We start from the raw sequence: 24,988 nt of genomic DNA on the forward strand, positions 1-24,988 counted from the left end.
CGCGATCGCGGACGCCCCCTCCGCCCGATCACGGCTGACGTCCGACGCCTTTCCACGCGATCACGGCTGACGCCCGCGGCGCCCCTCCACGCGATCACGGCTGGTATTCGGCCCGGTGCTTCCGCACCCGTTCGACGAACGACCGGAACCGTTCGGGAACCCCGTTCTCCTCCCGGATCACCCCGTCGGAGGAGCGGAAGGCCGCGGCTCCCAGGAGGCCTGGATCTCCGGGCACCCCGGCCAGCAGAGGGAGACGTACGCACAGATAGCGGCCGACGGCGGGGATGGTGTCCTCCGGCGACAGGGGCGGGGTGAGAATGACGCCTCGACGGTCGGCGGGCAGGTAGTACTGCAGCACCGACGGCGTCCAGCGCGCGAGGCCGTACTCGTCTTTCTCCACGTCGTGCAGTCGCGCGTCGAAGCCGCTCTCCGTCTTCAGTATCGCGGCGACCAGCGCCGGGCTCAGGCCCGGCTCGTCGCACATGGTGCCGGCTTCGACGATCAGGGCGCGGTACTCCCGGGGAATGTCGGAATCGGCACGCAACCAGCGCCCGAACGGATCGGCCACGGACGCGTCGACCATCCCGGCCCCCGACGCGCCGGCCAGTACCAGAAAGGCCGCGGCCACCATCCCCGCCGACCGGATGCCCGTGCGCCGCGGCGGGGCCTCGGTGGTACCGGCCAGCACCCGCGCCCGGTAGAGCTGGCGGGCCGCACTGGGCCGGAGCCTCGCGTCAGGGGCGAGGCAGTCACTCACCCAGGAACGCCAGGTCTCGGGAAGCGAGACCGGGAGCGTCAGGGGGCGCTCGCCTGCCGCGTACTCGACGGCGGCGACGTAGCGCGCGCGGGCGGTCGGGGCGCTGAAGGGAAGATGGCCGGTGAGCAGCCGGCACGCCATCACGCCCAGCGCCCAGACGTCGGCCGAGAAGCGCACGGCGTGTCCCCGTTCGGTCACGGACTCGCCCCAGCGTTCGGGAGGCACGTGGTCCACCGAGCCCATCGGGGGAAGATAGCCGTGGGTCCCGTCTATCTCGGTGCTCAGGCCGAAGTCGGCGAGACGTATCGAACCGTCGGCCATCATGAGCACGTTGTTGGGCTTGAGATCTCCATGCACCCATTTCTCGGCGTGCATGTACGCTATTCCCTCGCAGATCTCGGCGATCAGCCTCGGCGCGTCGGGAACGGGTTCCCCCGCTCGGATCAGATCGGCGAGCGACCGTTCCGCCAGGTCCATCACCAGAACACACGCGCCGTCGAGATCGGGATTCTCCTGATCGTCGACGACAAGCGTTTCGTGTAATCGAATAAGCCGGGAATGCTGGAGCCTGCTGTGCAGACGTATTTCCCGCTGCGTCATTTCCATGAGATGTTTCAGCTGCCGTCGGGTGACCGTCCCCGTGGGCAGAAACTTCAACGCCGAGGGCGTCGAGTCCTCCCCGTCCCGAACCCCCACATAGACGCTCCCCCAACTCCCCGTGGCGACGGGCCTGCCGACCCGCCATTCACCGACGCGATATCCTCGGGGAACATCGACCGCCCACCCCGCGTTGTCCATCGGTCTCCGCCCCCCTTGATCATCCTTCGATCGGAATCATCTCAGCACGGTTCCTCGAATCGTTCGCCGGAATCATCGGCGCACAGTCCCTCGAATCGTTCATCGGTTTCACGTCGCGTAAATCGATGTTCTTTGTGAGCATCCTCGCCGGACTTTCCGCGGTGATCATAACAGGCGACTCGGGGTCGTTCCCCGTCCTGGATAACAGGCGCACCGGGATCGCCCCCGCCCCGAATGCCGAGCGGCTCGGAATCACCTCCCGCATCGAACGGCGGGCGAACCGAAAACCCCCTCGCGTCACCGGCGTCGAAAGCCGATGATGAACGGGTGCCCGCCACCTCCCCCTCCGCCCCGCGCACCCCAGGCACGACCGCACCGGCCGCCCCCTTCGCCGGGCGGCCCGTCGGCGCGGTCGCACTCGCCGCGTTCGCCGTGCTGCTGGTCGCGAGCCCACGCTACGGCTACCACCGGGACGAGCTGTACTTCCGGATGCTGGGCGAACACCCCGCCCTCGGATACTTCGACACCCCGCCGCTCACCCCGCTGATCGCGCGGGCCTCGGTCGCCGTGTTCGGCGACACCGTGGTCGCCCTGCGCGTCGTTCCCGCCCTGATCGCGTCGCTCACCGTCGTCCTGGTCGCCCTCCTGGCCCGGGAGCTCGGCGGCGACCGCGGGACGCAGATCGTCGCCGCGGCGGGAATCGCCACCACGAGCCTGCTCCTGATCGGCGGGCACTCCCTGCTCACCCTGGGTGTCGATCTTCCGTTCTGGGTCGCGGCGGCGCTGTTCGCCGTACGGGCGCTGCGTGGCGACGGCCGCTGGTGGCTCGCTGTGGGCGCCGTCGCGGGGGTGGCGACGTACAACCGGCAGCTGATCGTGTTGTTCCTGGTCAGCCTGGGGGTGGGGGTCTTGGTGGCGGGGCCGCGCGACGTGCTGCGGGAGCGTGGGCTCTGGCTCGGCGCGCTGCTCGCGCTCGTGATCGCCGCACCCAACCTGGTCTACCAGGCGACCCACGGCTGGCCGCAGCTGGTGATGGCCGGGGCGCTGGAGGCGGACGAGGGCTCGGGCAACCGTCTCGCCTTCCTGCCGCTGCAGTTCCTGCTGCTCGGCCCGCCGCAGGCGGTCCTCCAGGTGGTCGGCGCCGTACGGCTGTGGCGAGAACCCCGCCTGCGCTGCCTCGCCCTCGCCTATCCACTGGCCTGCGCGCTGACGCTCTACTCCGGCGGGCGCCCCGACTACGTGGCGGGCCTGCTCGTGCTGCTCTTCGCGGCGGGGTGCGGCCCGGTCGTCCGGTGGATGTCCTCGGGTGGGGGGCGACGCGTACTGGTCGTCGGCGCGCTCGCGGTCAACGCGGTCACCTCCGTCGTCATCGCGCTGCCGGTGATCCCTCCCTCTGCCCTGGAGGGCACCCCGGTCGCCGGGATCAACGAGGTGGCGCGCGAGTCGATCGGATGGCCGGAGTTCGCCGCGCGGGTCGCGGCGGTGGTCGACGGGCTCACGCCCGAGGAGCGCGCACGGGCCGTGCTCCTCACCGACAACTACGGCGAGGCCGGGGCGCTGGACCGCTACGCCGACCAGTACGGCCTTCCCGAGGTCCACAGCGGGCACAACGAGCTCTACTGGCGCGGCCCGCCGCCCGCGTCCGCCCGGGTCGCCGTGGTGGTGACCGACTCCCCCGGCGGCTACGCCCGCGCGTTCACCGCCTGCGAGGAGCGCGGCAGGATCGACAACGGCGTCGGCCTGTCCAACGAGGAGCAGAACCTGCCCGTCCTCGTCTGCCGTGACCCGCTGCTGCCCTGGCCGCGACTCTGGCCCCAGATGCGGCACCACAGCTGACCTCCCCCGATGGCGAACCGGCCGTCTTTCCTGTGGCTCGGGTCCTCCAGGTTTCCCGGGGCTCGGGTCCTCCGGATGAGCTTACCTGGCGGGCAGGGTGAGCCCGCGTTCGGCGAGGGCCTCGCGCAGCAGGCGGATCGCCCTGGGGCCCACGCCGTGCAGCCGCAGGAGATCCTTCTCGGTCGTGGCGGCCACCTGGGCGAGCGTCGTGTAACCGGCCGCGGCGAGAGCCCTGCCCGCGGGACGTCCGATGCCGGCGGGGATGTCGGTGGGAACGTCGCCCTGGCCTGGGGTCGTCATGACGTCTCCTCGGGGGAACGGGCGGCCGGTCGCCCGGCGACGCGGGAGAACACCGCGCCGTGGGGACCCGGCATGCCGGGGACCCCGTGCCGTGGAAACCCGCGGCACGGTGGCGCAAGTTTGGCATGCCCCTACGACAAAACCGGTGAGGCGCGTACCGGGCGTCGAGTGATCACGAGCGTTGAACGATCGCGGACATCGGGCGACCTTGGAGAAACCGTTCCCACGGAAACCGGGCGCGTCGGAGCTCCTCGGGGATCCCGGCGTCGGCGGCGAGGTCCGCGCCGGGATTCCGGGTCAGGCAGTGATCATGAAAGCGAGTCCGAGCAGCACTACGACGGGGATCACCCAGACCACGGCCTCGATCGCGAACTCCTTGTACACGGTGAGCTTCTCCCTCTGGACGCTTGGCCCCTTTTAGGCACTGCCTGACATGAAAACGACGATGCGCAGCATATGCGCATCGGGAGATGTCCTCACATCCGGGCCGACCGACCCCCGCGACAAGGCGCGGCAAACCGGGGCACGCCCGTCACCAGGCGTTGTGACCCGGCGAGGGGGAGCGTCACAAGGCGTTGTGACCCGGCGAGAACGCGAAACACCGGCCAACGACCGGTCCGCGGGAATGCCGGACGCCGGTGGTCGTGCTGTCGTGGTCGAGAGATCCGCGATCACCCTGGGAGCCGTCATGACCGTTCGAGAGCTGCGCCTGGTCGTCACCGCCGACGACTACGACGAGGCGTTGCGCTTCTACCGCGACGTGCTCGGCCTGCCCGAGCGGGCCGCGTACTCCTCGCCCGACGGCCGGGTGACGATCCTGGAGGCGGGGCGGGCCACCCTGGAGATCGCCGACCCGTCGCAGGCGGAGTTCATCGACCGGGTCGAGGTGGGGCGGAGGGTGGCCGGGCACATCCGGGTGGCGTTCGAGGTGGACGACTCGCCCGCCGTCACCGCCGAGCTGGCCGGGGCCGGCGCCACGGTGATCGCCGAACCCGTCCGGACCCCGTGGAACTCGCTCAACTCCCGCCTTGAGGGTCCGGCCGGGCTCCAGCTCACGCTCTTCACCGAGCTGGGAGAGGCCCCGGGGCCCCAGGAGATCGCCCCTTGATCTTTTCCGGCTCTCAGGCCCCGGTCGTCAGGCCGGCGGCCCGCGGGAGGAACCCCGGACGTGGTCCGGGGTGGTCTCCCGGCCCTGTCACTCGCTCTTGACCGAGGTCTCCTCCGGCGCCGCGTCGCGGAGGGAGGTACGGAGCCAGCGGGTGCCGTAAGGCTCCAGGGTGAACTTCACCCGGCCGTCGGCGGGCAGATCGAGGGTGCCGTCCACCAGCAGGTCGACCAGCTTGTCGCGGTCGCCGAGACCTTCGAGCACGAGATCCACCTTCGCCTCGCGGTCGGCGAAGTTGTGGACGGCGACCACGGTGCCGCGCTCGGCGTCGGCCCGGTGGGCCAGCACCGCCGTGTCACCGGCGTCCAGGATCTCGTACTTCCCCCAGGCCAGCTCGGGCGACTCCCGGTAGCGCTCGATCAGCAGCATGATCCACTTCAGCAGCGAGTCCGGGTCGCGGCGCTGGTCCTCGACGTTGACGTTGCGCGGGCCGAACTTGCCGGCGGGCGCGGAGACCTTGGTCTTCGGGTTGGGCGAGAAGCCGCCCTTCGCCGACCACTGCATCGGGACCCGGACCGCCATCCGGCCCTCGGCCTTCAGGTTCTCACCGAGGCCGATCTCCTCGCCGTAGAAGAGCACCGGTGTGCCCGGCAGGGAGAACAGCACGCTGTAGGCCAGTTTGATCCGCCGCATGTCGCCGCCGAGCATCGGCGGAACGCGACGGCGCAGGCCCCGGTCGTACAGCTGCATGTTCTTGTCGGGGCCGAAGGCGTCGAAGACCTCGTGCTTCTGCGCCTCGGTGAGCTTGTCCAGGGTCAGCTCGTCGTGGTTGCGGACGAACATCGCCCACTGGGAGTCGTCGGGCGGGTCCGGCCGGTCGCGCAGCGCGTCGGCGAGGGCTTCGGGGTTCTGGCGGGCCATCGACAGATAGAAGCGCTGCATGGCGATGAAGTCGAAGCACATGGTGACCTCGTCGCCGTTCCCCGAGTCGCCGAAGTACTTCAGCAACTCCGGGTAGGGCAGGTTCACCTCGCCCAGCAGGATCGAGGAGCCGTCGCGGCGGTTCATGAAGGCGCGCAGGTCGGCGAGGAACTCGTGCGGGTCGCCGCTGATCTCCTCGATCAGGAACGGCACCGCGTCCACCCGGAAGCCCGACAGGCCGAGCTCCATCCAGAAGCCCACGATGCGCACGATCTCGTCGCGGACCTGCGGGTTCGCCGTGTTCAGGTCGGGCTGGGTCTTGTAGAAGCTGTGGTAGTAGTACTGGCCGGTCTTCTTGTCCAGCTCCCAGAGGCTGTCCTCCTTGTCGGGGAAGACGATCGCCTTGGGATCGACGGGGTCGGGCTCGTCCTGCCAGATGTACCAGTCGCGCTTGGCGGAGTCGCGGCTGGAGCGGGCCTCCTTGAACCAGGGGTGCTCGTCGGAGGTGTGGTTGACCACCAGGTCGGCGATCACCCGCATCCCCCGGTCCCTGGCGGTGCGCATGAACTCCACGAAGTCGCCAAGGGTGCCCAGCCGGGGATCGATCGCGTAGAAGTCGCTGACGTCGTAACCGTCGTCGCGGCTGGGGGTGGCATAGAACGGCATCAACCAGATGCAGGTCACCCCGAGCCGGTCCAGATGGTCGATCTCCTGGGTCAGGCCCCGGAAATCACCGATGCCGTCACCGTTCCCGTCCTTGTAGGTCTCCACGTCCAGGCAGTAGACGACGGCGTTCTTCCACCACAGATCAGCTGTATAGGTGAGGCGCATGCGTCCGCACTACCCTCCCTTGACCTTTTTATGAGACAACGCCGACACTGGGTCGACGTCGATGGGATCGCGGGGCCTCCGACACGTTACGGTGGACGGATGGCCAGGAGGAGATCATGCGACAGCTGAGGCGCGGCGCGCCCTTCGGCTGGCTGTTCGCCCTCCTGCTGCCGATGCTCGTCTCCGGAGGGCTGAGCGGGGGCGGCGCCGCCGTCCTCCTGCGGCACTCCACCGTCGCCCAGGTCTCCGGCGAGCACCAGCGGCCCTCCCGACCGGTCTCCGACGTCGGGCACAGGAACGTCCTCGTCTCCGGTCTCTCCGTCGCGGGGATCGGCCTGCTGGGTGGCGGGGGCGGCCATCCGCTCGCGACCCCGCCGTCCGACCTCCGGCACCTCTCCCTCGCCACCGGCCGGAGCACCCGTCCGGCCCGCGACGACGACACCCGCCCGCTCGCGGCCCTGCTCGTCAGGCCGGGGCGCGCACCGCCCGCCTCCACCGTCGGCTGAATCGTCCCGGAGCCCCTCCGGGCCTTTCGCCGTACCGGGAGAACGCCTTTCCTTCCCCCAAGGGCCGGAAGGCCGCCTTTTCGAAGGTCGTCCTTCCGAAAGGCCGTCGCGCCTGGAAAGCGCTGCTCCCGTACGCGAGACATGCCGACGTCCACGAAAAGGCACCTCCGGCATTCCCGAGGACAATTTCCCAGCCTGTGGAGGCTTCCATGTCGCGTGCCCCGGTGGTACGCGCGGTGGCGGCGTTCGCCGTCATCGCCACCTCGCTGTTCATCGCTTTGACCATGTCGCCGCGCCTCGGTCTCGACCTGCGCGGCGGCACCCAGCTCGTACTGGAGACCCAGGACTCACCGACCGTCAAGGCCGACGCGGCGGCCACCGACCGCACCCTTGAGGTGCTCCGCCGCCGGGCCGACGGCCTGGGCGTCGCGGACGCGCCGCTGGCCCGCTCCGGCGAGCGGCGCATCATCGTGGAACTGCCGGGCGTGCAGGACCCGACCAAGGCCGCCGAGGTCATCGGCAAGACCGCGCAGCTCACCTTCCACCCCGTCATCGCCGTCCCCAACCCCGCCGACGAGACCAAGCCCAAGGACGGCGAGCTGATCCTGCCCGACGAGGACGGCAGCCCGCTGCACGTGGGACCGGCCGCGCTCACCGGTGACGGCGTCAGCGACGCCCAGGCGGGGATCGACGCGCAGCAGGGCAGCGGCTGGTTCGTCACCGTCGACTTCCGCGACAACGGACGGGCGGAGTGGGCCGAGCTGACCGGCCAGGCCGCCTGCAACCAGCCGGGCGACCCCAAGCGCAGGGTCGCCATCGTGCTCGACTCCAAGGTGATCGTCTCACCCCAGGTGAACGAGAGCGTGGGCTGCAACGTCGGCCTGGCCGGAGGTTCCACCCAGATCACCGGCACCTTCACCGCGGAGGAGGCCGCGGACCTCGCTCTGCTGATCAAGGGCGGCTCGCTGCCGGTGCCCGTCGAGATCGTCGAGCAGCGGACCGTCGGCCCGACGCTCGGCGCCGCCGCGATCACCGCGAGCGCCCAGGCCGCGGTCATCGGCATCATCCTCACCGCGCTGTTCATCATCGTGATCTACCGGCTGGTGGGCCTCATCGCCGCCTTCGCCCTCGCCTGCTACGCGCTGATCTCGTACGCGGCGCTCGTGGCGCTCGGCGCCACACTCACCCTGCCGGGACTGGCGGGCTTCGTGCTCGCGATCGGCATGGCGGTCGACGCCAACGTGCTGGTCTTCGAGCGGGCCCGGGAGGAGTACGAGGCGGAGCCTGGGCTGCGGGGCTCGCTGGAGAAGGGCTTCCGCAACGCCTGGAGCGCGGTGGCCGACTCCAACATCACCACGCTGCTCGCCGCCGGACTCCTGTTCTTCCTGGCGTCCGGACCGGTACGCGGTTTCGGCGTCACGCTGAGCATCGGCGTGATCGCCTCGCTGATCACCGCGATGGTCATCACCCGCGTCATCGCCCAGTGGGCGGTGTCCCTCCAGGGCGTGGCCGCACGGCCCAGGATGACCGGCCTGTCCAGCATCGGCCGCGTCCGCACCTGGCTGAACACGCACAAGCCTGACCTGATGGGCCGCCGCGCGCTGTATCTCCTGGTCACGTGCGTGCTGGTGGCCGCCTCCGTGGCGGGAGTGGCGGTGCGCGGGATCAACTTCGGCGTGGAGTTCACCGGGGGCAGGCTCGTGGAGTACTCCTCGAGCACCCCGATGACCGCCGACGCCGCCCGCGCGCTCGTCAGCGAGGCCGGGTTCCCCAACGCGGTGGTGCAGACCTCCGGCGACGACATCTCCGTAAGGACCGGGCAGATCAGCCCCGCCGAGGTGGTGCGGATCGAGAACGCGCTGGAGAGCCAGGGCGCGCAGGTCACCAAGGAGCGCGACGAGCTCATCGGGCCGAGCCTCGGGGACGAGCTGCGCCGCAACGCGCTGATCGCGCTGGGGGTCGCGCTCGCCGCGCAGCTCGCCTATCTCGCCTTCCGGTTCCGCTGGACGTTCGGGCTGGCGGCGGTGCTCGCCCTCGCCGCCGACGCGACGATCGTGATCGGCGCGTTCGCGTGGATGGGCAAGCCGGTGGACGGGGTGTTCCTCGCCTCGATGCTCACCGTGATCGGCTACTCGGTCAACGACAAGGTGGTGGTCTTCGACCGGGTCCGCGAACTGTGGGGAGCGCGGCCGAAGGCCTCGTTCGCCGAGGTGACGAACACCTCGATCCTGCAGACGATCCCCCGTACGGTCAACACCGGCCTGGGCGCATTGTTCATCCTGGCCGCGCTCGCGGTGCTCGGCGGTGACTCGCTCACCGACTTCGCGGTGGCGCTGCTGATCGGAATCGTCGTCGGCACGCTCTCCTCCGCACTGGTCGCGGGGCCGATCGCCATCGAACTGGAGAAGCGCAGCCCCGGCACTCCGCCCTCGCCCAAGCGGAAGGGGCCGGCCCGGCCTCGCGAGGGTTCGGGCGCGGTGGTCTGACAACGGCGATCCGACCGAGGTGATCTGGCCGAGGCCCGGGGACGGACCCGGGAACGGAGGCCAGGCGGCGGTCCGAGCACGGTGCTCGGGCCGCCGCCCTCCTTTTCCCGTTAATCCTACAAATTAAGGGTGAATTCATACACAAAACTATTTCCATCTGCGACTAAAGGCGGAACTCCCCGGCGAGCAGAGGTATCCGGCAGGGGCACAACCCTGTTGCGACACCTATGGCCGTCAAAACGATGCCGGTCACGAAAACGGGGAGAAAGCATGAGTCACGCGGTGAAGATGAGCCCTCAGATGCAGAAGTGCATCGATGCCTGCATGGAGAGCCACAGCCGTTGCGAGCAGACCATGTCCTACTGCCTGAGGCAGGGGGGTCAGCATGCCGACATGGCGATGATGGCCCCGCTCATGGACTGCTCCGACATAACCCGTATGTGCGCGGACATGATGATGCGCCAGTCGCCGATGGCGATGGAGATGGCCGCGATGTGCGCGAAGGTCGCGAGCAAGTGCGCCGAGGCGTGCATGTCCATGAACGGCGACGCGATGCTGAAGGAGTGCGCCAACGCCTGCCGGGCATGCGCCGAGGCGTGCCAGGCCATGGCCGGCGCACGGGCCTGAACCGTCCCGCCCTGCCCTTACCGGGCCGTCCGACATCGACATCCGCATCACCCGCGCGGCCGATGTCCGTACCGGCGCCCATACCTGCGTCCACGCCGCAGGTATGACGCCGTCGGAACGCGGGACGACGTGAGGGGACGCGGTTTCGAAGGGGGCGCCGCCGATCGAATCGGCGGCGCCCCCTTTCCGCGTGAATACTCCGCTTTCCAGCGGAAGACGCGCCTCGAATCCCGCTAGTGTGCTTGGCGTCTGATTTCCCTGCTGCCGAAGGCGGATGCAATCGTGGCGGACGACTACGCGACAACTTTCAAGATCGTTGATGTTGACGGTGACGGCCTCATCTCGATCCCCGAACTGACGAGACTCATGGAGGTGCTCGGCCAGCCGATCACCCCGGAGGCGGCCGCGGCGGCCGTCGCCAGGATCGACCAGGACGGCGACGGCCTCATCTCCCTGGAGGAGTTCGCCGACTACCTCGCCCAGACCCGGCCGAGCTGACCTTCCCCCGATCCGAACACCTCACCGAATCGACCTGAGCACTCGGGCCCGCCCCGGACGCCTCAGGCCGAGTCGGCCCCGGCGTCCCGGAGCCGATCCGGAGCCGACCCGGGCACCGGACCCCGGATCGGCCGACGAACCGGATCCGATCAAGGCCCCCACCCCCGGGCAGGGGCACCCCGATCGGATCCGGTCCCGCCGTTTCCACCCCCGCCCTCCCGTCTCACCCCGGCCCTCCCCCTCGGCCCCGCGCCGGCCTTACCCCCGCCTTCACCGCCGTTCCCGTCGCCGACCTGGTGGCATGTTGACGCGCCATTGACCTGGCAATAACTTTGGGTAGTCATATGAGCGCAAGGCGTAGCGAAGGCTCGGGTTGACGTGTGAACACCGATGTTCCCGAGTGGTTTTCGCACGCCCATCCCTTTCCAGAAGGTGATCTCGCGTCTCACGCGTGAGGTCGTCCGGTCGCCACGATCCGCGCTTCCGCTTGCTTCCCGTCACATCCCGGCCAAAAGCGATCCGGCTGCTCTCGCCTGACCGCCTCAAGAGCCGGCCCTGCCGGGAAGCCTCACAGAGGAAGAGGGCAGAAGCAGTAATGAGGAGCGCATCCAGCGGCAGCGCGGGGAGTGCGCCGCATGACTCGCGTGGGGCCAGGCATCCGGTGACGATCATGGCCGAGCAGATGACCGATCTCTTCCTCGACCTCGGCTATCACGTCGTCGAGGGGCCCGAGGTCGAGGCCGAGTGGTTCGCCTTCGACGCACTCAACATGGACGACGGCCACCCCGCCCGCGCCCCGGAACGCGCCTTCCACATCGAGAACCCCGCGGGCTCCGGCCGGAGGTCGGGCCTCCTGCTGCGTACGCACACCTCACCGGTGCAGGTGAGGGCGATGCTCGGCACGCCCCCGCCCCTGCGGGTGATCTGCACGGGCCGCGTCTTCCGCCCCGAGGCGGCCGACGTCACCCACAGCCCGGTGTTCAACCAGGTCGAGGGCCTCGCCGTCGACGTGGGCCTCACCATGGTCGACCTGAAGAAGACCCTCGACCACTTCGCCGTCTCCATGTTCGGCAGGGGCACGGCGATCCGGCTCCGCGCCCGCCGGTTCGCCTACGCCGACCCGTCGGCCGAGGTGGACGTGGAGTGCGCGGTCTGCCGTGACCTCCCGAAGGAGGACCCGGCGAGGGCGCTCCGGGAAGGGGCCTCCTCGGATCCGTGCGGGACGTGCGGTGGAGAGGGGTGGATCGGGTGGGGCGGGTGCGGCATGGTCCATCCCCGGGTGCTGGCCGCCTGCGGTGTCGATCCGCACAGATACGGCGCCTTCGCCTTCGGCATGGGCATCGAGCGCACGCTGATGCTCCGGCACGGGCTGAAGGACATACGCGACGTCGTCGACGGCGACATCCGATTTCCCCTTCAGATGGACGGGTTCGCCCCCGGCAGGTCGCGGCCCATGCTCCTTCCCCTGGACAGGGTCACGAACACGGCGATGACGCGGGCCGTTCCCGCCGCGCGGGCCGTGCCCGACATGGAGATCATTCCGCTGGCGCGCGGCGGTCACCGCGCAGGGAGCACCCGAAGACGGGAGGCCGGTGGAGGGCTGCCCCCGTCACAGGACCTGCGGCGGCGGATCGGGCACGCGCTGGCGAGAGCGGGATACGTCGAGACGCCCGGTTTCCCCTTCGTCTGCGACGCCGCCTGGGACGCCTTCGGCCTGGCACCCGACGATCCGCGCCGCGCCACGCTCACGCTCACGAACCCGATCAGCCCGCACGAGCCGTCGCTGCGCACCACGCTTCTCCCCGGGCTGCTCACGACGCTCGGCCTGAACCTCAAACGGGGAAACCTCGTCCCCGCGCTCTTCGAGCAGGGAGTGGTCTTCGCCCCCCTCACGAGCGACGCCCCTCCGCCCCGCCCCCGCGCGGACCGCCGCCCCACCGGCGCCCAGCTCGACGCGCTGGCGGCCGCGATCCCCGCCCAGCCCAGGCACCTCGCCGCCGCCCTCACCGGCGAGTCGTCGTGGGCCCGCGCGGTCGACGCCGCGCGTACGGCGGCGCACGTCATGGGGGCCGGGCTGGTCACCCGGCCCACCGAGTACGTGCCCTGGCTGCCGGGACGCTGTCTGGAGCTCCTCGTCGGCGAGGCCGTGCTGGGCCATGCGGGCCAGCTGCGCCCCGGTACGGTTCAGGCGCTGGGCCTGCCCCCCGGGACGAGCGCGATGGAGATCGACCTCACCGCCATGGAGCATCTCGCCGATCTCGGGAGAACGTGACGCGGGAAAGGGCCGCGACGCGTCAGGCGGTCTTGAGATAGATCTGGCCGAAGACCTCGGAGAGCTTCTTGAGGTCGGCGGTCACGTCCGTCTCGGGGTTGGCCGGGTTGTAGACGGCGGCGAGGCGGCGCTGGATCGGGGCGAGCTTCTTCAGCTGGTCCCAGGCGGTCAGCCTCTTCACGGTTCCCTGGGCGTCCTGGACGCTCGTCCACACGTTCACCTGCTGGGCGGCGTTGTCCTTGACGGGCGTCGAGAGCCGGGAGACGACCTTCTCCGCGGTCACCTCGCCGACGATCCCGGTCTCCTCGGCGGCGACCTGGGCGAGAACGTCCCACGACCGGGCGCGGACCTGGATCCACTGGTTGAGGTGGGCCTGCTCGGCGTTGATCTTCCAGGCGTCGTAGCCGCCGTACAGCAGGCCGGTGTCCAGGGAGATCTGGTCGACGCGGCCCGCGATCAGGGGAGACTCGATCTTCTCGGGGGTGAGCAGCGGGTACCGCTTGCGCATCTCGGCCTTGCAGGTGTCGTTCGCGCCGCAGGCGAGCTCGGGCACCACCGTGTGGATGCCCAGCCGCTTGCCGGGCGCGGCCTGGCGGAGGGCGTCGGAGGCCGCGGTGACGAACGCGGCGACCTCCTCGTTCGTCGTGAAGGTGGTGTTGTAGCCCAGCTGGGAGGTGAACCGGATGCCCGCGACCTCGGGGCGCGCGGCCAGCGCACCGATGCGCTTGACGGCGGCGGTGAAGGTCTCGGTGCCGGCCTTCCAGTCGTCGGCCAGTTCGGTGTCGATCCAGACCCTCAGCTGCAGGGCCTTCGCCGCGGTGATCGCCTGGCCTGCGGGGGTGAGCGCCGCGGCCGCGACCGCGGGGTCCTGGACGTTCTTGGCGGTGGAGGCGCCGGTCTGCTCGGCTCTGGAGGGCGTGCCGTCGCCGCCCTCACCGTGTCCGTCGACCGAGCACGGCTGCCCTTCCTCGCACTCGGGAAGGCCGCCCTCTCCGGCCCCTTCGGGGAAGGGGGAGTTCTCGTCGCCCTCGGCACCGCCACCGGGCGGCTCCGGGCAGACCGAGCCGGCGGCCGAGCAGTCGATGAACTTGCCGTCGCTCGGGGTCGCCTCCTTGAGGTTGGCGTTGTCGTCGGCCCCCCAGAACAGCGCGACCCCGAGGGCCTCTTCTGGCTTGGCCAGCCAGTGGCAGACGACGTAGGCCGGGGTGTCGGGTCCCATCGTGTCGTTACAGCTGCGGGGATCGTCCTGCGAGTACGCGGCCGCGGGGGTCATGACACCGACGAGCGCGAGCGTGGCGCCCGTGGCGAGGGCCCGGCGCAGTGTAAGTCGCATGGTCTGAACTCCCCGGCAAACTGGACAAAACGATCGACCCGCACTTTACCCAGATCACGGTGGACCCGACAGCCCCGGTCAGGGAATCATCAGCATTCCGATATATCCCGTCGAACCCATACCAGCCATCACACCGGCCACCCCCGTCGCACCTGCGTGGACCGATCCCGGTCTCGCGCGGCGGACCGTCCCCACGAGAGGACCCGGGCATTACGGCTAGCGGGAATGCCCGGAGCCCGGTGGCATGGGGTGCCGAACGGAGGCTGCCAGCGCAGACGACGGGCGACGGACCAGGTAATGATGATGACGTGGGTAACTGTCCAGAGCGGGAGGACTCCCCAGGCCGTCAGGCCGTGGGTGAGAAACTCCACCGCCGTCGACGAAACAGGACTCCTCAACGCATATCGAAACGGACTCTCATGTCGCCGCGTGCCAAGAATCTGAGCAATGGATTCCACGGCCTTCCAGGGGCAGACGAGATCATGAATCTCGCACTGGCGACCGGCAATCTGTTGAACCGACTGGAAAGCGCCAGAAGCAGAATCGATCACTCGCTGACCCAGCAGCGCCGCTTCGTGTCCGACGCCTCGCACGAGCTTTTCACGCCGATCGCCGGGCTTCGGACACTCCTGGAAGAAGCACGGCTACACCCCGACGAGACGGAGTTGGACGAGCTTCTGGACGACGCGCTGGAGGGCGTCGGCCGACTCCAGACGATCGTCACCGACCTGCTGGTGCTGGCCAAGGTGGGGGCGAACCCTCCCGACTCGTTCGTCAACGTGGATCTGGCGGAAATGGTCCGCGCCGCGGTCTCGCGGCACGAAAAGGGCGTCCCCGTACGGCTGCGGCTCGTCCCCGGCGTGCGGGCGAACGTCGTCGACGTGGAGATCACCCGCCTCCTCACCAATCTCCTGGACAACGCCCAGCGCCATGCCAGGAACGCGGTGCTGATCGAGGTGCGCAAGAACGGCCGGTACGGCGAGCTCGCGGTCGCCGACGACGGTGACGGCATCGCCGCCGCCGACCGTGAAAGGATCTTCGAGCGGTTCACCCGCCTGGACACGGCACGCTGCCGCACCCGGGGAGGCACCGGACTCGGCCTCACGATCGCCCGTGACATCGCCACGGCCCATCGGGGAACCATCGACGTGGAGGACTCCGCCATGGGCGGCGCGCGTTTCGTCCTCCGCCTTCCGCTCGCCGATCACCAGGTGTCCGAACACCTCTGACGCCGGGCCCGATCTCCCTCCGCCCGTCACCGGCGAGCCGCGATCGCCCTTCGGCACCGTCACGAAGACACCGTCACGAAGGCGTCGTCATGAAGGCGTCGTCACCACCGGCACCGTCACCGAGAGCGCTGTCCCCTCCCCCTCCTTGCTCACGACCTTCAGCTTGCCGCCGAGCGTCTCGACGCGGTCCCTGAGCCCGATGAGCCCCGACCCCTTGCCGTAGTCGGCTCCCCCGCTTCCGTTGTCGCGGACCGAGAGCCGGATACCCGATCCGTTCATGCCCAGGGTGACGTACACCACGGAGGCGTTCGCGTGCTTCACCACATTGGTGAGCGCCTCCGCCGCCGTGTAGTAGACGGCCGCTTCGACGCGCTCCGGCAGGCGCGGGACGGAGGCGAGTTCGAGATCGACGGGAACGGCGGAGCGGCGCGCGAGCGTCTTCAGCGCGGGCACGAGCCCGCCCTTCGAGAGGATCGCCGGGTGGATACCGCGGGAGAGCTCCTGCAGATCGTTCACGACCCCGGTCAGCCCGTGGACCGTGTGGGAGATCTGCTTCCTCAGCTCCGTCATCGACGGTGGCACGCCTGTCTCCATGGCGCGCAGTTCGAGCCCGAGCGAGACCAGGCGCTGCTGGGCTCCGTCGTGCAGGTCGCGCTCGATGCGGCGGCGGGTCTCGTCGGACGCGGCGACGATTCGGGCGCGGGAGGCGGCGAGATCGGCGCGGGTCTGGGCTTTCATGATGGCCGTGCCGACCAGCTCGGCGAAGTCCGTCAGGCGTTCCTCCATCTCCTCGAACTTCGTTTGCGAGCTGCTGGAGAAGATGAGCAGCCCGCCCCACAGGCTTCCGTCGACGATCACCGGAGCACCCATCCCCGCGACGATCCCTCCTGCCTTCGACCACCTCGCGATCGGCCCGTCGCCTGTCACGTAATCGGTCCTTCGTGCCGGACGCCCCGTCCTCAGCATGATGGCCGTGAGGCTCACCTCGTCGAGCGGCCACTCCGAGCCGACGGGCAGCGTCTTCTCCAGGCAGTCCTGCCGGCTCCACGAGCCCACCACCGTCACGTGGCCGGGGTCGTAGCGAGTGATCGCCGCATGGTCCGCCTCCATGAGGGAGCCGACCTCGGAGGCGACCGCGCTGAACAGCTCCGTCGAGGAGATGCCCTGCGCCGCGAGTGTCGCGACGCGACGCAGCGCCATCTGCTCCTCCGCGATCCGGCGGAGCTTGTCACGGTTCGCCGCCAGGGCGATCCCGGTGTTCTCGCGATCACGGGCCGCCAGCAGCAGCGCCTCCAGGGAGGGCACCATCCGCTCACGCAGGCGCCTTCGTACGGCCTCGGGAAGGCGGGCGGGCAGGAGCAGCGTGCCGGTCCTGACGTCGTTCTCCATGAGCGGCAGCGCCTCTCCCCCCTCCTCCGCGGGCACCGCCCCGAGCCGGATCTCCGCGTTCGGCGCCTCCATGGCCTCCGCCAGCAGACGCGAGGCCGGTGGCAGCGCCGCCCGCAGATTCTCCGCGCGCAACAGGATGTGGGCCAGCCGAGTGGAGAGGTCCGCCTCGCGACGACGTTGCTCCGCCCGGATCCCCAGCGAGCGTGCCAGTGCCGCGATCGCGCTGGTCGCCAGTCCTACGACGATGAAGATCGGGAGCGGTGCCCAGAGCCAGCGTGTCTCGAGCAAGAAGGTCCCCGGGGGCGGAAGGTTGAAGTAGTCGAAGGCTGCGGCGCTGGCGACCACGGTCACCAGCCCCAGTCCCAGCCCCCACTCAAGCGAGATCAGCAGAATGCCGAGAAGATAGATCCCTCCCAGCGAAATTCCCGGAGCCATGCTCTCCAGGAGAAGAGACAGCAGGACTCCCGCCGCGACACTCAGGACGACACAGATGATCCCCACCGAAAGGGGTGGACGCTTTGTGCGCAGCAACAACGACAGCAGCCGTTCCGGCATAGAGACTAAGATACTCGCATGTCAGAGGGGGGTCGACGGCTCCCGTCCGGCCGTATTCCGGCCTGGCGGCGCATAGACGGCCACTCGGAGTGACAAAGGAATAAATCCTTTTATATCGCATGACCATTTCTGTAACAAGAATGCGGCGGGAAGCAGTGGGAAAGGGGGCGAGAGCGGTGGGCGAGGACCGCATAAGAATAGCGCTGGCGGACGACGACGTGCTTTTCCGCGAGGGGATGGCGAGCCTCATGTCGCGGTCGGGCCTGGAGGTCGTCGGCCAGGCCGGGGACGCGGAGGGGATCCTCGCCCTCGTCCGGCTGCACCAACCCGATCTCGTCATTCTCGACATCCGGATGCCTCCGACCCACACCAACGAGGGCCTTGACGCGGCGCGGGTGATCCACGAGGAGTTTCCCGAGACGGGGATCCTCCTGCTGTCGGCACATGTCGAGGTGGAGGAGGCGATGGAGCTTCTCGCGACGGGACATCGGGTCGGCTACCTGCTCAAGAGCCGGGTCACCGGCGTGGAGGACTTCGTGGAGACGCTTGAGCGCATCGCCCAGGGCGGCTCGGTCGTCGATCCGAGCCTCGTGAAGGAGCTCATCAGGTCCCATCGCAGGGACGACCCGCTGGAACTTCTCACGACGCGTGAGATGGAGGTCCTGTCCCTGATGGCCGAGGGGCGCTCCAATTCCGGCATCGCACACAAGCTCTGGATCACCGAGGGGACGGTCGAGAAGCACGTGCACAGCATCCTGTCCAGGATGCAGATCCCGGGGACGGAGGACGACCACCGCCGCGTTCTCGCCGTGCTCACCTTCCTCGACTCCCGCTGAGAGGTCATCGGCGAGGACGTCGGCCACAAAGCACGACGTCACCTGTGACCATGCCTCCGCGTCTCCGTACCGCAGAGGCCGCAGAGGTCCCCTCCTTAGCGGGCCTCTTGGAGGATCTCCCGGATCGCCGCCCCGGAAAGGGCTGATTTCGAGAGGAACGCGACGGCGGGACTGCCCGCGATCATCTCTTCGAAGTCCCTTTCCTCGTACGTCGAGATCAGGATGACGTGCGGAGGGCGGCGGCGACCGTCCACAAGCTGCTGGGCCACCTCGAAGCCGTTCTCCTCACCGAGATCGATGTCGACGAGCGCGACATCCGGCCGGGCGTCGTCGACCTGCCGGAGGGCGTCGCCGCTCTCTGCCGCCATGCCGACCACGGCGATCCCCTCCCCCTCGAGCAGCGCGCGGGCGGCACTGCGGAAGTGATCGTTGTCGTCGACGATGAGACAGCGTATGGCCACACATCAAGGATGTCAGGGGGAGGACTCCCTGACATTGCAGCTAGCGGGCAAATCCGGTGCGGGAGTACTTCTACGGTCGACCGGCTCCCGCCTCCTGCCGGGATGCCCGTCCCGCAAGGAACCTCCGGCCCGCACCGGGGTGGCGGCGATGATCGCAGCGTGGTTCCCGTCCAACGGTCATCCCGGATACCGAGCGATAATTGGGACATGCTTCCAGCCCAGTGGGCCTCCTAGATGCCGGCCGAATCCTCGCAGACCCTGGAGCGCGGCCTGCGTCTGCTGCGCCTGCTCGCCGACGGGCGTCGGGGTCACACCCCCACGGAGCTGGCGGCGGAGCTGGAGCTGAGCCGCCCGGCGGTGTACCGGCTGCTCACCAGCCTCCAGAACGAGGGCTTCGTCCGCAGGGACGGGGGCGGACGCGTCCACCTGGGCTTCGGGGTCCTCGTCCTGGCCCGTGCCGTGCAACCGCTGCTGCGGGAGGGCGCCCTCCCCGCCCTGCGCGGGCTGGCCGAGGAGGTGGGGGCGACCGCGCACCTCACGGTGGCCGAGGGCGACGACGGCCTCGCCGTGGCGGTGGTCGAACCCTCCTGGACGAACATGCACGTCGCCTATCGCGAGGGCTCCCGCCACCCGCTGAGCCGGGGTGCGGCGGGACTGGCCATCCTCGCCCTGCGCGAAGGCCACACCGGCTATCTGCTCTCCGAGGGCCAGCTCCAGGAGGGGGCGAGAGGCATCGCCGCCCCGGTGGCCGGTCTCCCCTGGCTGGAGGCGTCGGTGGGCGTGGTCGCCTTCACCCGGCTCGATCCGGACACCGTGGGGCCCCGGGTCGTCGCCGCCGCCGAGGAGCTGTCCGCCTCGCTGACCTGAGGGTTCCTCACCGCAGGTCAGCTAAATAATCAAATAAATAGACAAATGCGGACAAGAACGGCACAGAACCGGCAAGATGGCAAAATAGGATCTTCCTTCCCCTGCATCAGAGAAAGAGCAGGCCGTGTCCGACGAGACCTCCCCGCACGATGCCTCCACGATCAACTCCAGCGTGGCCCACTCCGCCCGCATCTGGAACTACTGGCTCGGCGGCAAGGACAACTACGCTATCGACCGCGAAATCGGCGACCAGTTCGTCGGGATTTTTCCTGACATCGTCGATATCGCTCGCTCGTCCAGGGCGTTCCTCTCCCGCGCCGTCGAGTACATGGCCGGTGAGGGCGGTATCCGCCAGTTTCTCGACATCGGCACCGGGTTGCCCACCGTCGACAACACCCACCAGGTCGCCCAGCGGGTCGCCCCGGACGCGCGCATCGTCTACGTCGACAACGACCCCATGGTGCTCACGCACGCCCGCGCCCTGCTGACGGGCACCTCCGAGGGCGCGACCGAGTACATCGACTCCGACCTGCGCGACCCCGACAGGATCCTGGAGGCCGCCGGGAACACCCTGGACTTCGACAGGCCCATCGGGCTGATGCTGATGAACATCCTGGGTCACATCACCGACATCGACGAGGGACGGGCGATCACCCGCCGCCTGCTCGCCGCCCTGCCCTCCGGCAGCTACCTGGCGGTCGCCGACGGCACCAACGTGATCCGGGGCGTGGAGTTCGAGAAGGCCATCGCCATCTGGAACGAGGCCGGCTCGGTCCCGTACACCCTCCGCAGCCCCGAGCAGATCGAGAGCTACTTCGAAGGGCTGGAACTGGTGGAACCCGGCGTGGTCTCGTGCCCGCTCTGGCGTCCGGGACCGTCGATCGTCGGCGGCCTCCGCGAGGTGGACGAGTTCTGCGCCGTGGGACGCAAGCCCTGAGCACGCCCTGCCCTCAGGGCCGCCGGACCACGGGCGGCCCTGACACGTGGCACCTTCCGTGCCCCTCGGGGCCGCCGGACGACGGGCGACGGCGCCACGGGCGGCCGCGCCACGGGCGGCCCTGACACGTGGCACCCTCCGTCGGGTTCCGCCGAGCCCACGGGTATGGTGAACGGCGGTGCGCCGGGAAGTCTGGTCGGCAGTGTCCGACCCGACCCCTGAAGCGGAGCTCACATGGGCAACACCTCTCCCGGCACGCCTCGCCTGTTCAGCCGCGGCTCATGGGACGAGGCCCGCCGCATCGCCGACATCCTGCGCGGGGAGACCGTCGGCGGAGCGCTGCTGCTGGTCGGCGCGGTAGTCGCGATGATCTGGGCGAACTCCCCCTGGTCGGGCGCCTACGAGGCGCTGCGCGCCATCAGGATCGGGCCCGCGGCCCTGCACCTGGATCTGACCCTCGCCACCTGGGCCGCCGACGGGCTGTTGGCGATCTTCTTCTTCGTCGCCGGGCTGGAGCTCAAACGCGAGTTCGTCGCCGGTGACCTGCGCCAGGTGCGGCGGGCGGCGGTGCCGGTCGCGGCGGCGTTCGGCGGTGTGATCGTCCCGGCCGGGCTGTATCTGCTCGTCACCCTCTCCAGCGACGCGGCCGACTACGCGGGCAAGGGCTGGGCGATCCCGACGGCCACCGACATCGCCTTCGCTCTGGCCGTGCTCGCGGTCGTCGGCCGGTTCCTGCCCACGGCGCTGCGCACCTTCCTGCTCACCCTGGCCGTGGTCGACGACCTGCTCGCCATCGCCATCATCGCGCTCTTCTACACCGCGCACCTGTCGCTGCTGCCCCTGCTGGGCATGCTGGTGCCGCTGGCGATCTTCGCCCTGCTGGTGCGGCGCCGGGTACGTGCCTGGTGGCTGCTGCTACCGCTCGCCACCGCGACCTGGGCGCTGATGCACGCCTCGGGTGTGCACGCCACCGTCGCCGGGGTGCTGCTCGCCTTCACCGTGCCGGTCGTCCGCAGCGAGCGGGCCGGTGGTCCCGGCGCCGGACCCGGCCTGGCCGAGCACTTCGAGCACCGCATGCGACCGATCTCGGCCGGAGTGGCCGTGCCGATTTTCGCGTTCATGTCGGCGGGGGTGGCCATCGGCGGCCTGAGCGGCCTCGCCTCCGCCCTCACCGACCCGATCGCGGTGGGCATCGTCATCGGGCTCGTGGTCGGCAAGCCCATCGGGATCATGGCCGCGACCTGGCTGGTGTCCCGCTTCACCCACGCCGACCTGGACGAGAGCCTGAGCTGGGTGGACGTGGCCGGGCTCGCGATACTCGCCGGCATCGGCTTCACCGTCTCCCTCCTCATCGGGGAGCTGGCGTTCGGGGCCGGCAGCGAGAGTGACGCCCACGTCAAGGTGGCGGTCCTCACGGGCTCCCTCGTCGCGGCCCTGCTCGCGACACTCATCCTCCGCATGCGCAATCGCACCTACCGGCGCATCCACGAGGCCGAGACCGTCGACCGTGACGGCGACGGCATCCCCGACGCCTACCAGCAGCCCTGAGAGGACGCCTGCCGATGACACCCCGGCAGGCCGTACTCAAAAACGGCTCCGGGGCGCATCCGGTGGGGCCATCGGGGCGAAACCGAGATCGGCCAGCGCGACCGCGCCACGGGCGGCGTGGCCGCCGCCGACGAGCACCAGGGTCCGCGCCGACTGATAGCGACAGCCGGCGGCGTCAAACGCGTCCGCCGTGGCGAGCAACCGCTCCCGGTCGTCGTCGAGCAGCGCCTGGGCCCGTTCCACGATGGCGGTGGCGACCGGGTTGCCGGCCACGACGGTCCGAGCCTCGGCCAGACGGTCGCGGGCATCGGAGCTCCCGGCGAGTACGGCGGCTTCGGCACGCAGCGCCACATACCAGTGCAGCCAGATCCAGGTGACCCATTGCCATACCTCGCCGGGCTCAGGCGCCAGCCGCTCCAGCGCCCGCGGTGCCCGCCCACGGTGGAGCAGGAGCATCGCGTCGAAGACCGCCCCGTACCCGCGGGTATTGCCCGGTGAGGGGTCGAGCCGATTCAGGACCGCGCTCCATTCGCGCCAGGCGTCCTGGTCGTCGCGTAGGCCGTGGATCATCGCCACCGCGGCCGCCGACGGGCCGAGGACGGACCTGGCGGGGCTGCCGGCCTGCTGCCACGCGTCGAGGAACCGGACGCTGCCGGTGACCACCTCCTCGACGTTGCCCGCCATCGCGTCGGCCACAAGGAGCCAGCTCGTGGCACGATGGCCGACTTCCGCCAGCAGCGGATGATCCGCGAGTCGCCGCGCCCACCGGCGGGCCCCCGGCAGGTCGCCGGTGCCGAGGCCGGCCTCGGTGACCTCACCAAGTGCCTCGATCAGCTCGTGGGTACCGGCCGGGGTGTCCGGTGTGGACGAGAGCAGCATGATCCGGCGCCGGGCCGAGTCGGCGGCGGCGAACGGGTCGCCGGCCCAGCTCCGAGCACAGGTGAGCGTATCGAGCGCGGCGGACTCGGCGAGCGGGTCACCCGTGCGGTGAGCGAGTTCGACCGCTCGTTCGGCGCGTGCGATCGCCATGGGAATCGCGTTGTCGTTCACGCCCGGTGCGGCACCGATCTCGGTGAGCGCCCGTCCGGCCTCGGCCAACGCCACCGCGCCCTGGGCTGCAGGGTCGTCGCCGCCCAGCTCCCGCGCCCGGGTGATGAGCGTGATCGCCTCTTCCGGTGGCAGCTTCCTGACGAACTTTCCGGAGAACCGGTAGGCGTTGGCGGCGGCGGTCGCCAGGTCACGGGCGGCGCCGGCGGTGTCACCGGCCCGGTCGGCGGCCTCCGCGGCCGCACGGTGCAGGCGGTACATGTCATCGCCGTGCATCCGGCAGCCGGCCACGGCCGCGGCGTGCCGGAGCATCGACGCCCCGGCGGCGGGGTCGTCGGCGAGCGCGGCGGCCTGCTCGTAGCGCCCCTGGGACTCGCCGATCAGGTGACGGACGAAGGTCAGCTCCGCCATGAACCGAGCGAGGCGGTACGCGTCCGCGCGCTGTTCCGGCCGGTCGGCCGCCCACGCCAGGGCGGCGCGTAGATCGTCCACCACCGCGTCGAACCGGGCCCGCCAGTCGGCTCGCACCACCGCCAGCTCGGCGGCCCTGGTCAGGCACCAGCGAACGTGCCGGGATCGGGCGTCGACCAGCTCACCGGCCTCGGCCAGCCGCTCCACCCCGTACTGACGGATGGTCTCCAACGCCCGGTACTTGGTCCCGCCCGGGGACCCCGTCACCACCAGCAGGCTCTGTTCGGCCAGCCGAGCCAGTCCCTCGGCGACGATGCCTTCCTCGCCCCCGGCCGCCTCCGCCGCCGCGGCAGCGGTGAACGGTGCCACGAACACCGACACCCGGCGCAGCAGCGCCCGGTCGGCCGGTTCCAGCAAAGCATGGCTCCAGTCCAGCGCCCCCCGCACCGAACGGTGCCGCTCGTCGGCACGGGAGCCACCGGTCAGCATCCGCAGCGGATGGGACAGGGCGGCGTTGATGCCGTCCAGCCCGAGCGTGGAACACCGGGCGGCGGCCAGTTCGATCGCCAGCGCCATCCCATCCAGCCGCTCACAGATCGAGGCGACCTGATCGCGCAGCGCGGGATCCAGCGACCGGCCCACCGCCGCCGCCCGTTCCCTGAACAACGCGACCGCGTCGGACTCACCGTCGACGGACAGCGACAGCGGCGGGACCGGATACACCCGTTCGAACGGCACCATCAGCCGTGCCTGGCTGGTCGCCAGCACCGTCATCCGAGGGCACACCGCCAGCAGCCGCTCGAGAAACAGCGTCACCCCGTCCACCAGGTGCTCGCAGTTGTCCAGCACCAGCAGCGCGTGGCGGTCGGCCAGCGCGGCGAGCACGGATTCGGTCATGTCGCGGCCGGGCTGCTCACCGAGGCCGAGCGCCCCGGCGACCGCCGTGGCGATCAGGTCCGGATCGGTGACCGGAACCAGGTCGACGAACCACACCCCGTCGGCGTACTCGCCGGCCGCTTCCGCGGCCACCGCCAACGCCAGCCGCGTCTTGCCCACCCCGCCGGAACCGACCGCGGTCACCTGACGGTGTTCCTTGATCAGCTCGGCCAGCTCGGCCCGCTCGCTCACCCGGCCGACGAACGAGGTCAACGGGGCCGGCAGAACCGGTGCCGGGTGAGACGGGCCGACGCCGATCGGCTCGGACGCGCGGCGGGCGAGCGCCCGCCGATCCGGCACCTCCAGCTTGCGCAGCAGCGAGGAGACGTGGCTCTCCACGGTGCGCACCGAGATGTGCAGCCGTGCCCCGATCTCGGCGTTGCTGAGATGGGCCCCGACCAGCTCCAGCACTTCGGCTTCCCGGGGCGATATGTCCGCTGCTGCAATCACTGTCACATATTGCCGCACCCCCTCCGTGCTCTCATCCGTGGTGGCCACCGGG

At 70.0% G+C, this 24,988-nt stretch carries 19 protein-coding genes; 12 read left to right on the forward strand and 7 right to left on the reverse strand.

Translation table 11 applies throughout. The annotated features are described in order from the left end of the window. Positions 1–94 precede the first annotated feature (94 nt). Positions 95–1,555 carry a protein kinase domain-containing protein gene (locus tag ABT352_RS16620; protein WP_350945697.1) on the reverse strand — a complete coding sequence of 487 codons (1,461 nt, stop codon included), beginning with the start codon at positions 1,553–1,555 and terminating at the stop codon, positions 95–97. 327 nt (positions 1,556–1,882) lie between these two features. On the opposite strand from ABT352_RS16620, the gene ABT352_RS16625 reads away from it, so the two are divergent. After that, positions 1,883–3,391, forward strand: a complete 1,509-nt coding sequence (locus ABT352_RS16625; RefSeq protein WP_350945698.1) for a glycosyltransferase family 39 protein — start codon at positions 1,883–1,885, stop codon at positions 3,389–3,391. Between the two features lie 81 nt (positions 3,392–3,472). Here ABT352_RS16625 and ABT352_RS16630 read toward each other — a convergent pair whose 3' ends face one another. Beyond that, entirely contained in the window at positions 3,473–3,691 is a 219-nt protein-coding gene (locus tag ABT352_RS16630; RefSeq protein WP_350945699.1) for a helix-hairpin-helix domain-containing protein, read from the reverse strand. Between the two features lie 688 nt (positions 3,692–4,379). On the opposite strand from ABT352_RS16630, the gene ABT352_RS16635 reads away from it, so the two are divergent. Then, positions 4,380–4,799 (forward strand): VOC family protein, encoded by a 420-nt coding sequence (locus tag ABT352_RS16635; RefSeq protein WP_350945700.1) that lies wholly within the window; start codon positions 4,380–4,382, stop codon positions 4,797–4,799. A gap of 87 nt (positions 4,800–4,886) precedes the next feature. On the opposite strand, the gene ABT352_RS16640 is transcribed toward ABT352_RS16635, so the two are convergent. Continuing rightward, positions 4,887–6,548, reverse strand: a complete 1,662-nt coding sequence (locus ABT352_RS16640) for an alpha-amylase family protein (RefSeq protein WP_350945701.1) — start codon at positions 6,546–6,548, stop codon at positions 4,887–4,889. A gap of 116 nt (positions 6,549–6,664) precedes the next feature. Between ABT352_RS16640 and ABT352_RS16645 the strand changes: the two genes are divergently transcribed. The 5 genes from ABT352_RS16645 to ABT352_RS16665 all read left to right on the forward strand — a co-directional run bounded on the left by ABT352_RS16645 (position 6,665) and on the right by ABT352_RS16665 (position 12,937). Beyond that, complete coding sequence (locus tag ABT352_RS16645; protein WP_350945702.1) at positions 6,665–7,054, forward strand: hypothetical protein; 390 nt, start codon at positions 6,665–6,667, stop codon at positions 7,052–7,054. A 209-nt stretch (positions 7,055–7,263) separates the two neighbouring features. Next, positions 7,264–9,540 (forward strand): protein translocase subunit SecD, encoded by a 2,277-nt coding sequence (secD, locus tag ABT352_RS16650; protein WP_350945703.1) that lies wholly within the window; start codon positions 7,264–7,266, stop codon positions 9,538–9,540. 270 nt (positions 9,541–9,810) lie between these two features. Then, a complete protein-coding gene (locus ABT352_RS16655; RefSeq protein WP_350945704.1) occupies positions 9,811–10,167 on the forward strand; it encodes a four-helix bundle copper-binding protein in 357 nt (118 codons plus the stop codon). A 282-nt stretch (positions 10,168–10,449) separates the two neighbouring features. Then, positions 10,450–10,665, forward strand: a complete 216-nt coding sequence (locus tag ABT352_RS16660; RefSeq protein ID WP_350945705.1) for an EF-hand domain-containing protein — start codon at positions 10,450–10,452, stop codon at positions 10,663–10,665. Between the two features lie 595 nt (positions 10,666–11,260). After that, entirely contained in the window at positions 11,261–12,937 is a 1,677-nt protein-coding gene (locus ABT352_RS16665) for a tRNA ligase subunit PheS family protein (protein WP_350945706.1), read from the forward strand. Positions 12,938–12,959: 22 nt separating this feature from the next. Here ABT352_RS16665 and ABT352_RS16670 read toward each other — a convergent pair whose 3' ends face one another. Further along, positions 12,960–14,270, reverse strand: a complete 1,311-nt coding sequence (locus ABT352_RS16670) for a hypothetical protein (protein WP_350945707.1) — start codon at positions 14,268–14,270, stop codon at positions 12,960–12,962. A gap of 482 nt (positions 14,271–14,752) precedes the next feature. Between ABT352_RS16670 and ABT352_RS16675 the strand changes: the two genes are divergently transcribed. Continuing rightward, positions 14,753–15,499: a sensor histidine kinase gene (locus ABT352_RS16675; protein ID WP_350945708.1), complete on the forward strand. Its 747-nt coding sequence runs from the start codon at positions 14,753–14,755 to the stop codon at positions 15,497–15,499. A gap of 87 nt (positions 15,500–15,586) precedes the next feature. On the opposite strand, the gene ABT352_RS16680 is transcribed toward ABT352_RS16675, so the two are convergent. After that, on the reverse strand, positions 15,587–17,443 hold the full coding sequence (locus ABT352_RS16680) for a sensor histidine kinase (RefSeq protein WP_350945709.1): 1,857 nt from the start codon (positions 17,441–17,443) through the stop codon (positions 15,587–15,589). A gap of 140 nt (positions 17,444–17,583) precedes the next feature. Here ABT352_RS16680 and ABT352_RS16685 point away from each other — a divergent pair, with 140 nt between their 5' ends. Then, positions 17,584–18,279, forward strand: a complete 696-nt coding sequence (locus tag ABT352_RS16685) for a response regulator (protein ID WP_350945710.1) — start codon at positions 17,584–17,586, stop codon at positions 18,277–18,279. Positions 18,280–18,374: 95 nt separating this feature from the next. On the opposite strand, the gene ABT352_RS16690 is transcribed toward ABT352_RS16685, so the two are convergent. Next, positions 18,375–18,740, reverse strand: a complete 366-nt coding sequence (locus tag ABT352_RS16690; RefSeq protein WP_350945711.1) for a response regulator — start codon at positions 18,738–18,740, stop codon at positions 18,375–18,377. 234 nt (positions 18,741–18,974) lie between these two features. Here ABT352_RS16690 and ABT352_RS16695 point away from each other — a divergent pair, with 234 nt between their 5' ends. The 3 genes from ABT352_RS16695 (at position 18,975) to nhaA (ending at position 22,092) form a co-directional block, all read left to right on the forward strand. Beyond that, positions 18,975–19,607: an IclR family transcriptional regulator gene (locus tag ABT352_RS16695; protein ID WP_350945712.1), complete on the forward strand. Its 633-nt coding sequence runs from the start codon at positions 18,975–18,977 to the stop codon at positions 19,605–19,607. A gap of 124 nt (positions 19,608–19,731) precedes the next feature. Further along, entirely contained in the window at positions 19,732–20,544 is an 813-nt protein-coding gene (locus ABT352_RS16700) for an SAM-dependent methyltransferase (RefSeq protein WP_350945713.1), read from the forward strand. 234 nt (positions 20,545–20,778) lie between these two features. Beyond that, positions 20,779–22,092 carry a Na+/H+ antiporter NhaA gene (gene nhaA, locus ABT352_RS16705; protein WP_350945714.1) on the forward strand — a complete coding sequence of 438 codons (1,314 nt, stop codon included), beginning with the start codon at positions 20,779–20,781 and terminating at the stop codon, positions 22,090–22,092. Between the two features lie 36 nt (positions 22,093–22,128). Here the strand turns inward: nhaA and ABT352_RS16710 are convergent, their stop codons facing one another. After that, positions 22,129–24,936, reverse strand: coding sequence for an ATP-binding protein (locus ABT352_RS16710; RefSeq protein WP_350945715.1), 2,808 nt, complete (start codon positions 24,934–24,936; stop codon positions 22,129–22,131). Positions 24,937–24,988 lie beyond the last annotated feature (52 nt).

This window comes from Streptosporangium sp. NPDC000563, from assembly GCF_040299985.1.
In the GTDB taxonomy this organism is placed as follows: Bacteria; Actinomycetota; Actinomycetes; order Streptosporangiales; family Streptosporangiaceae; genus Streptosporangium.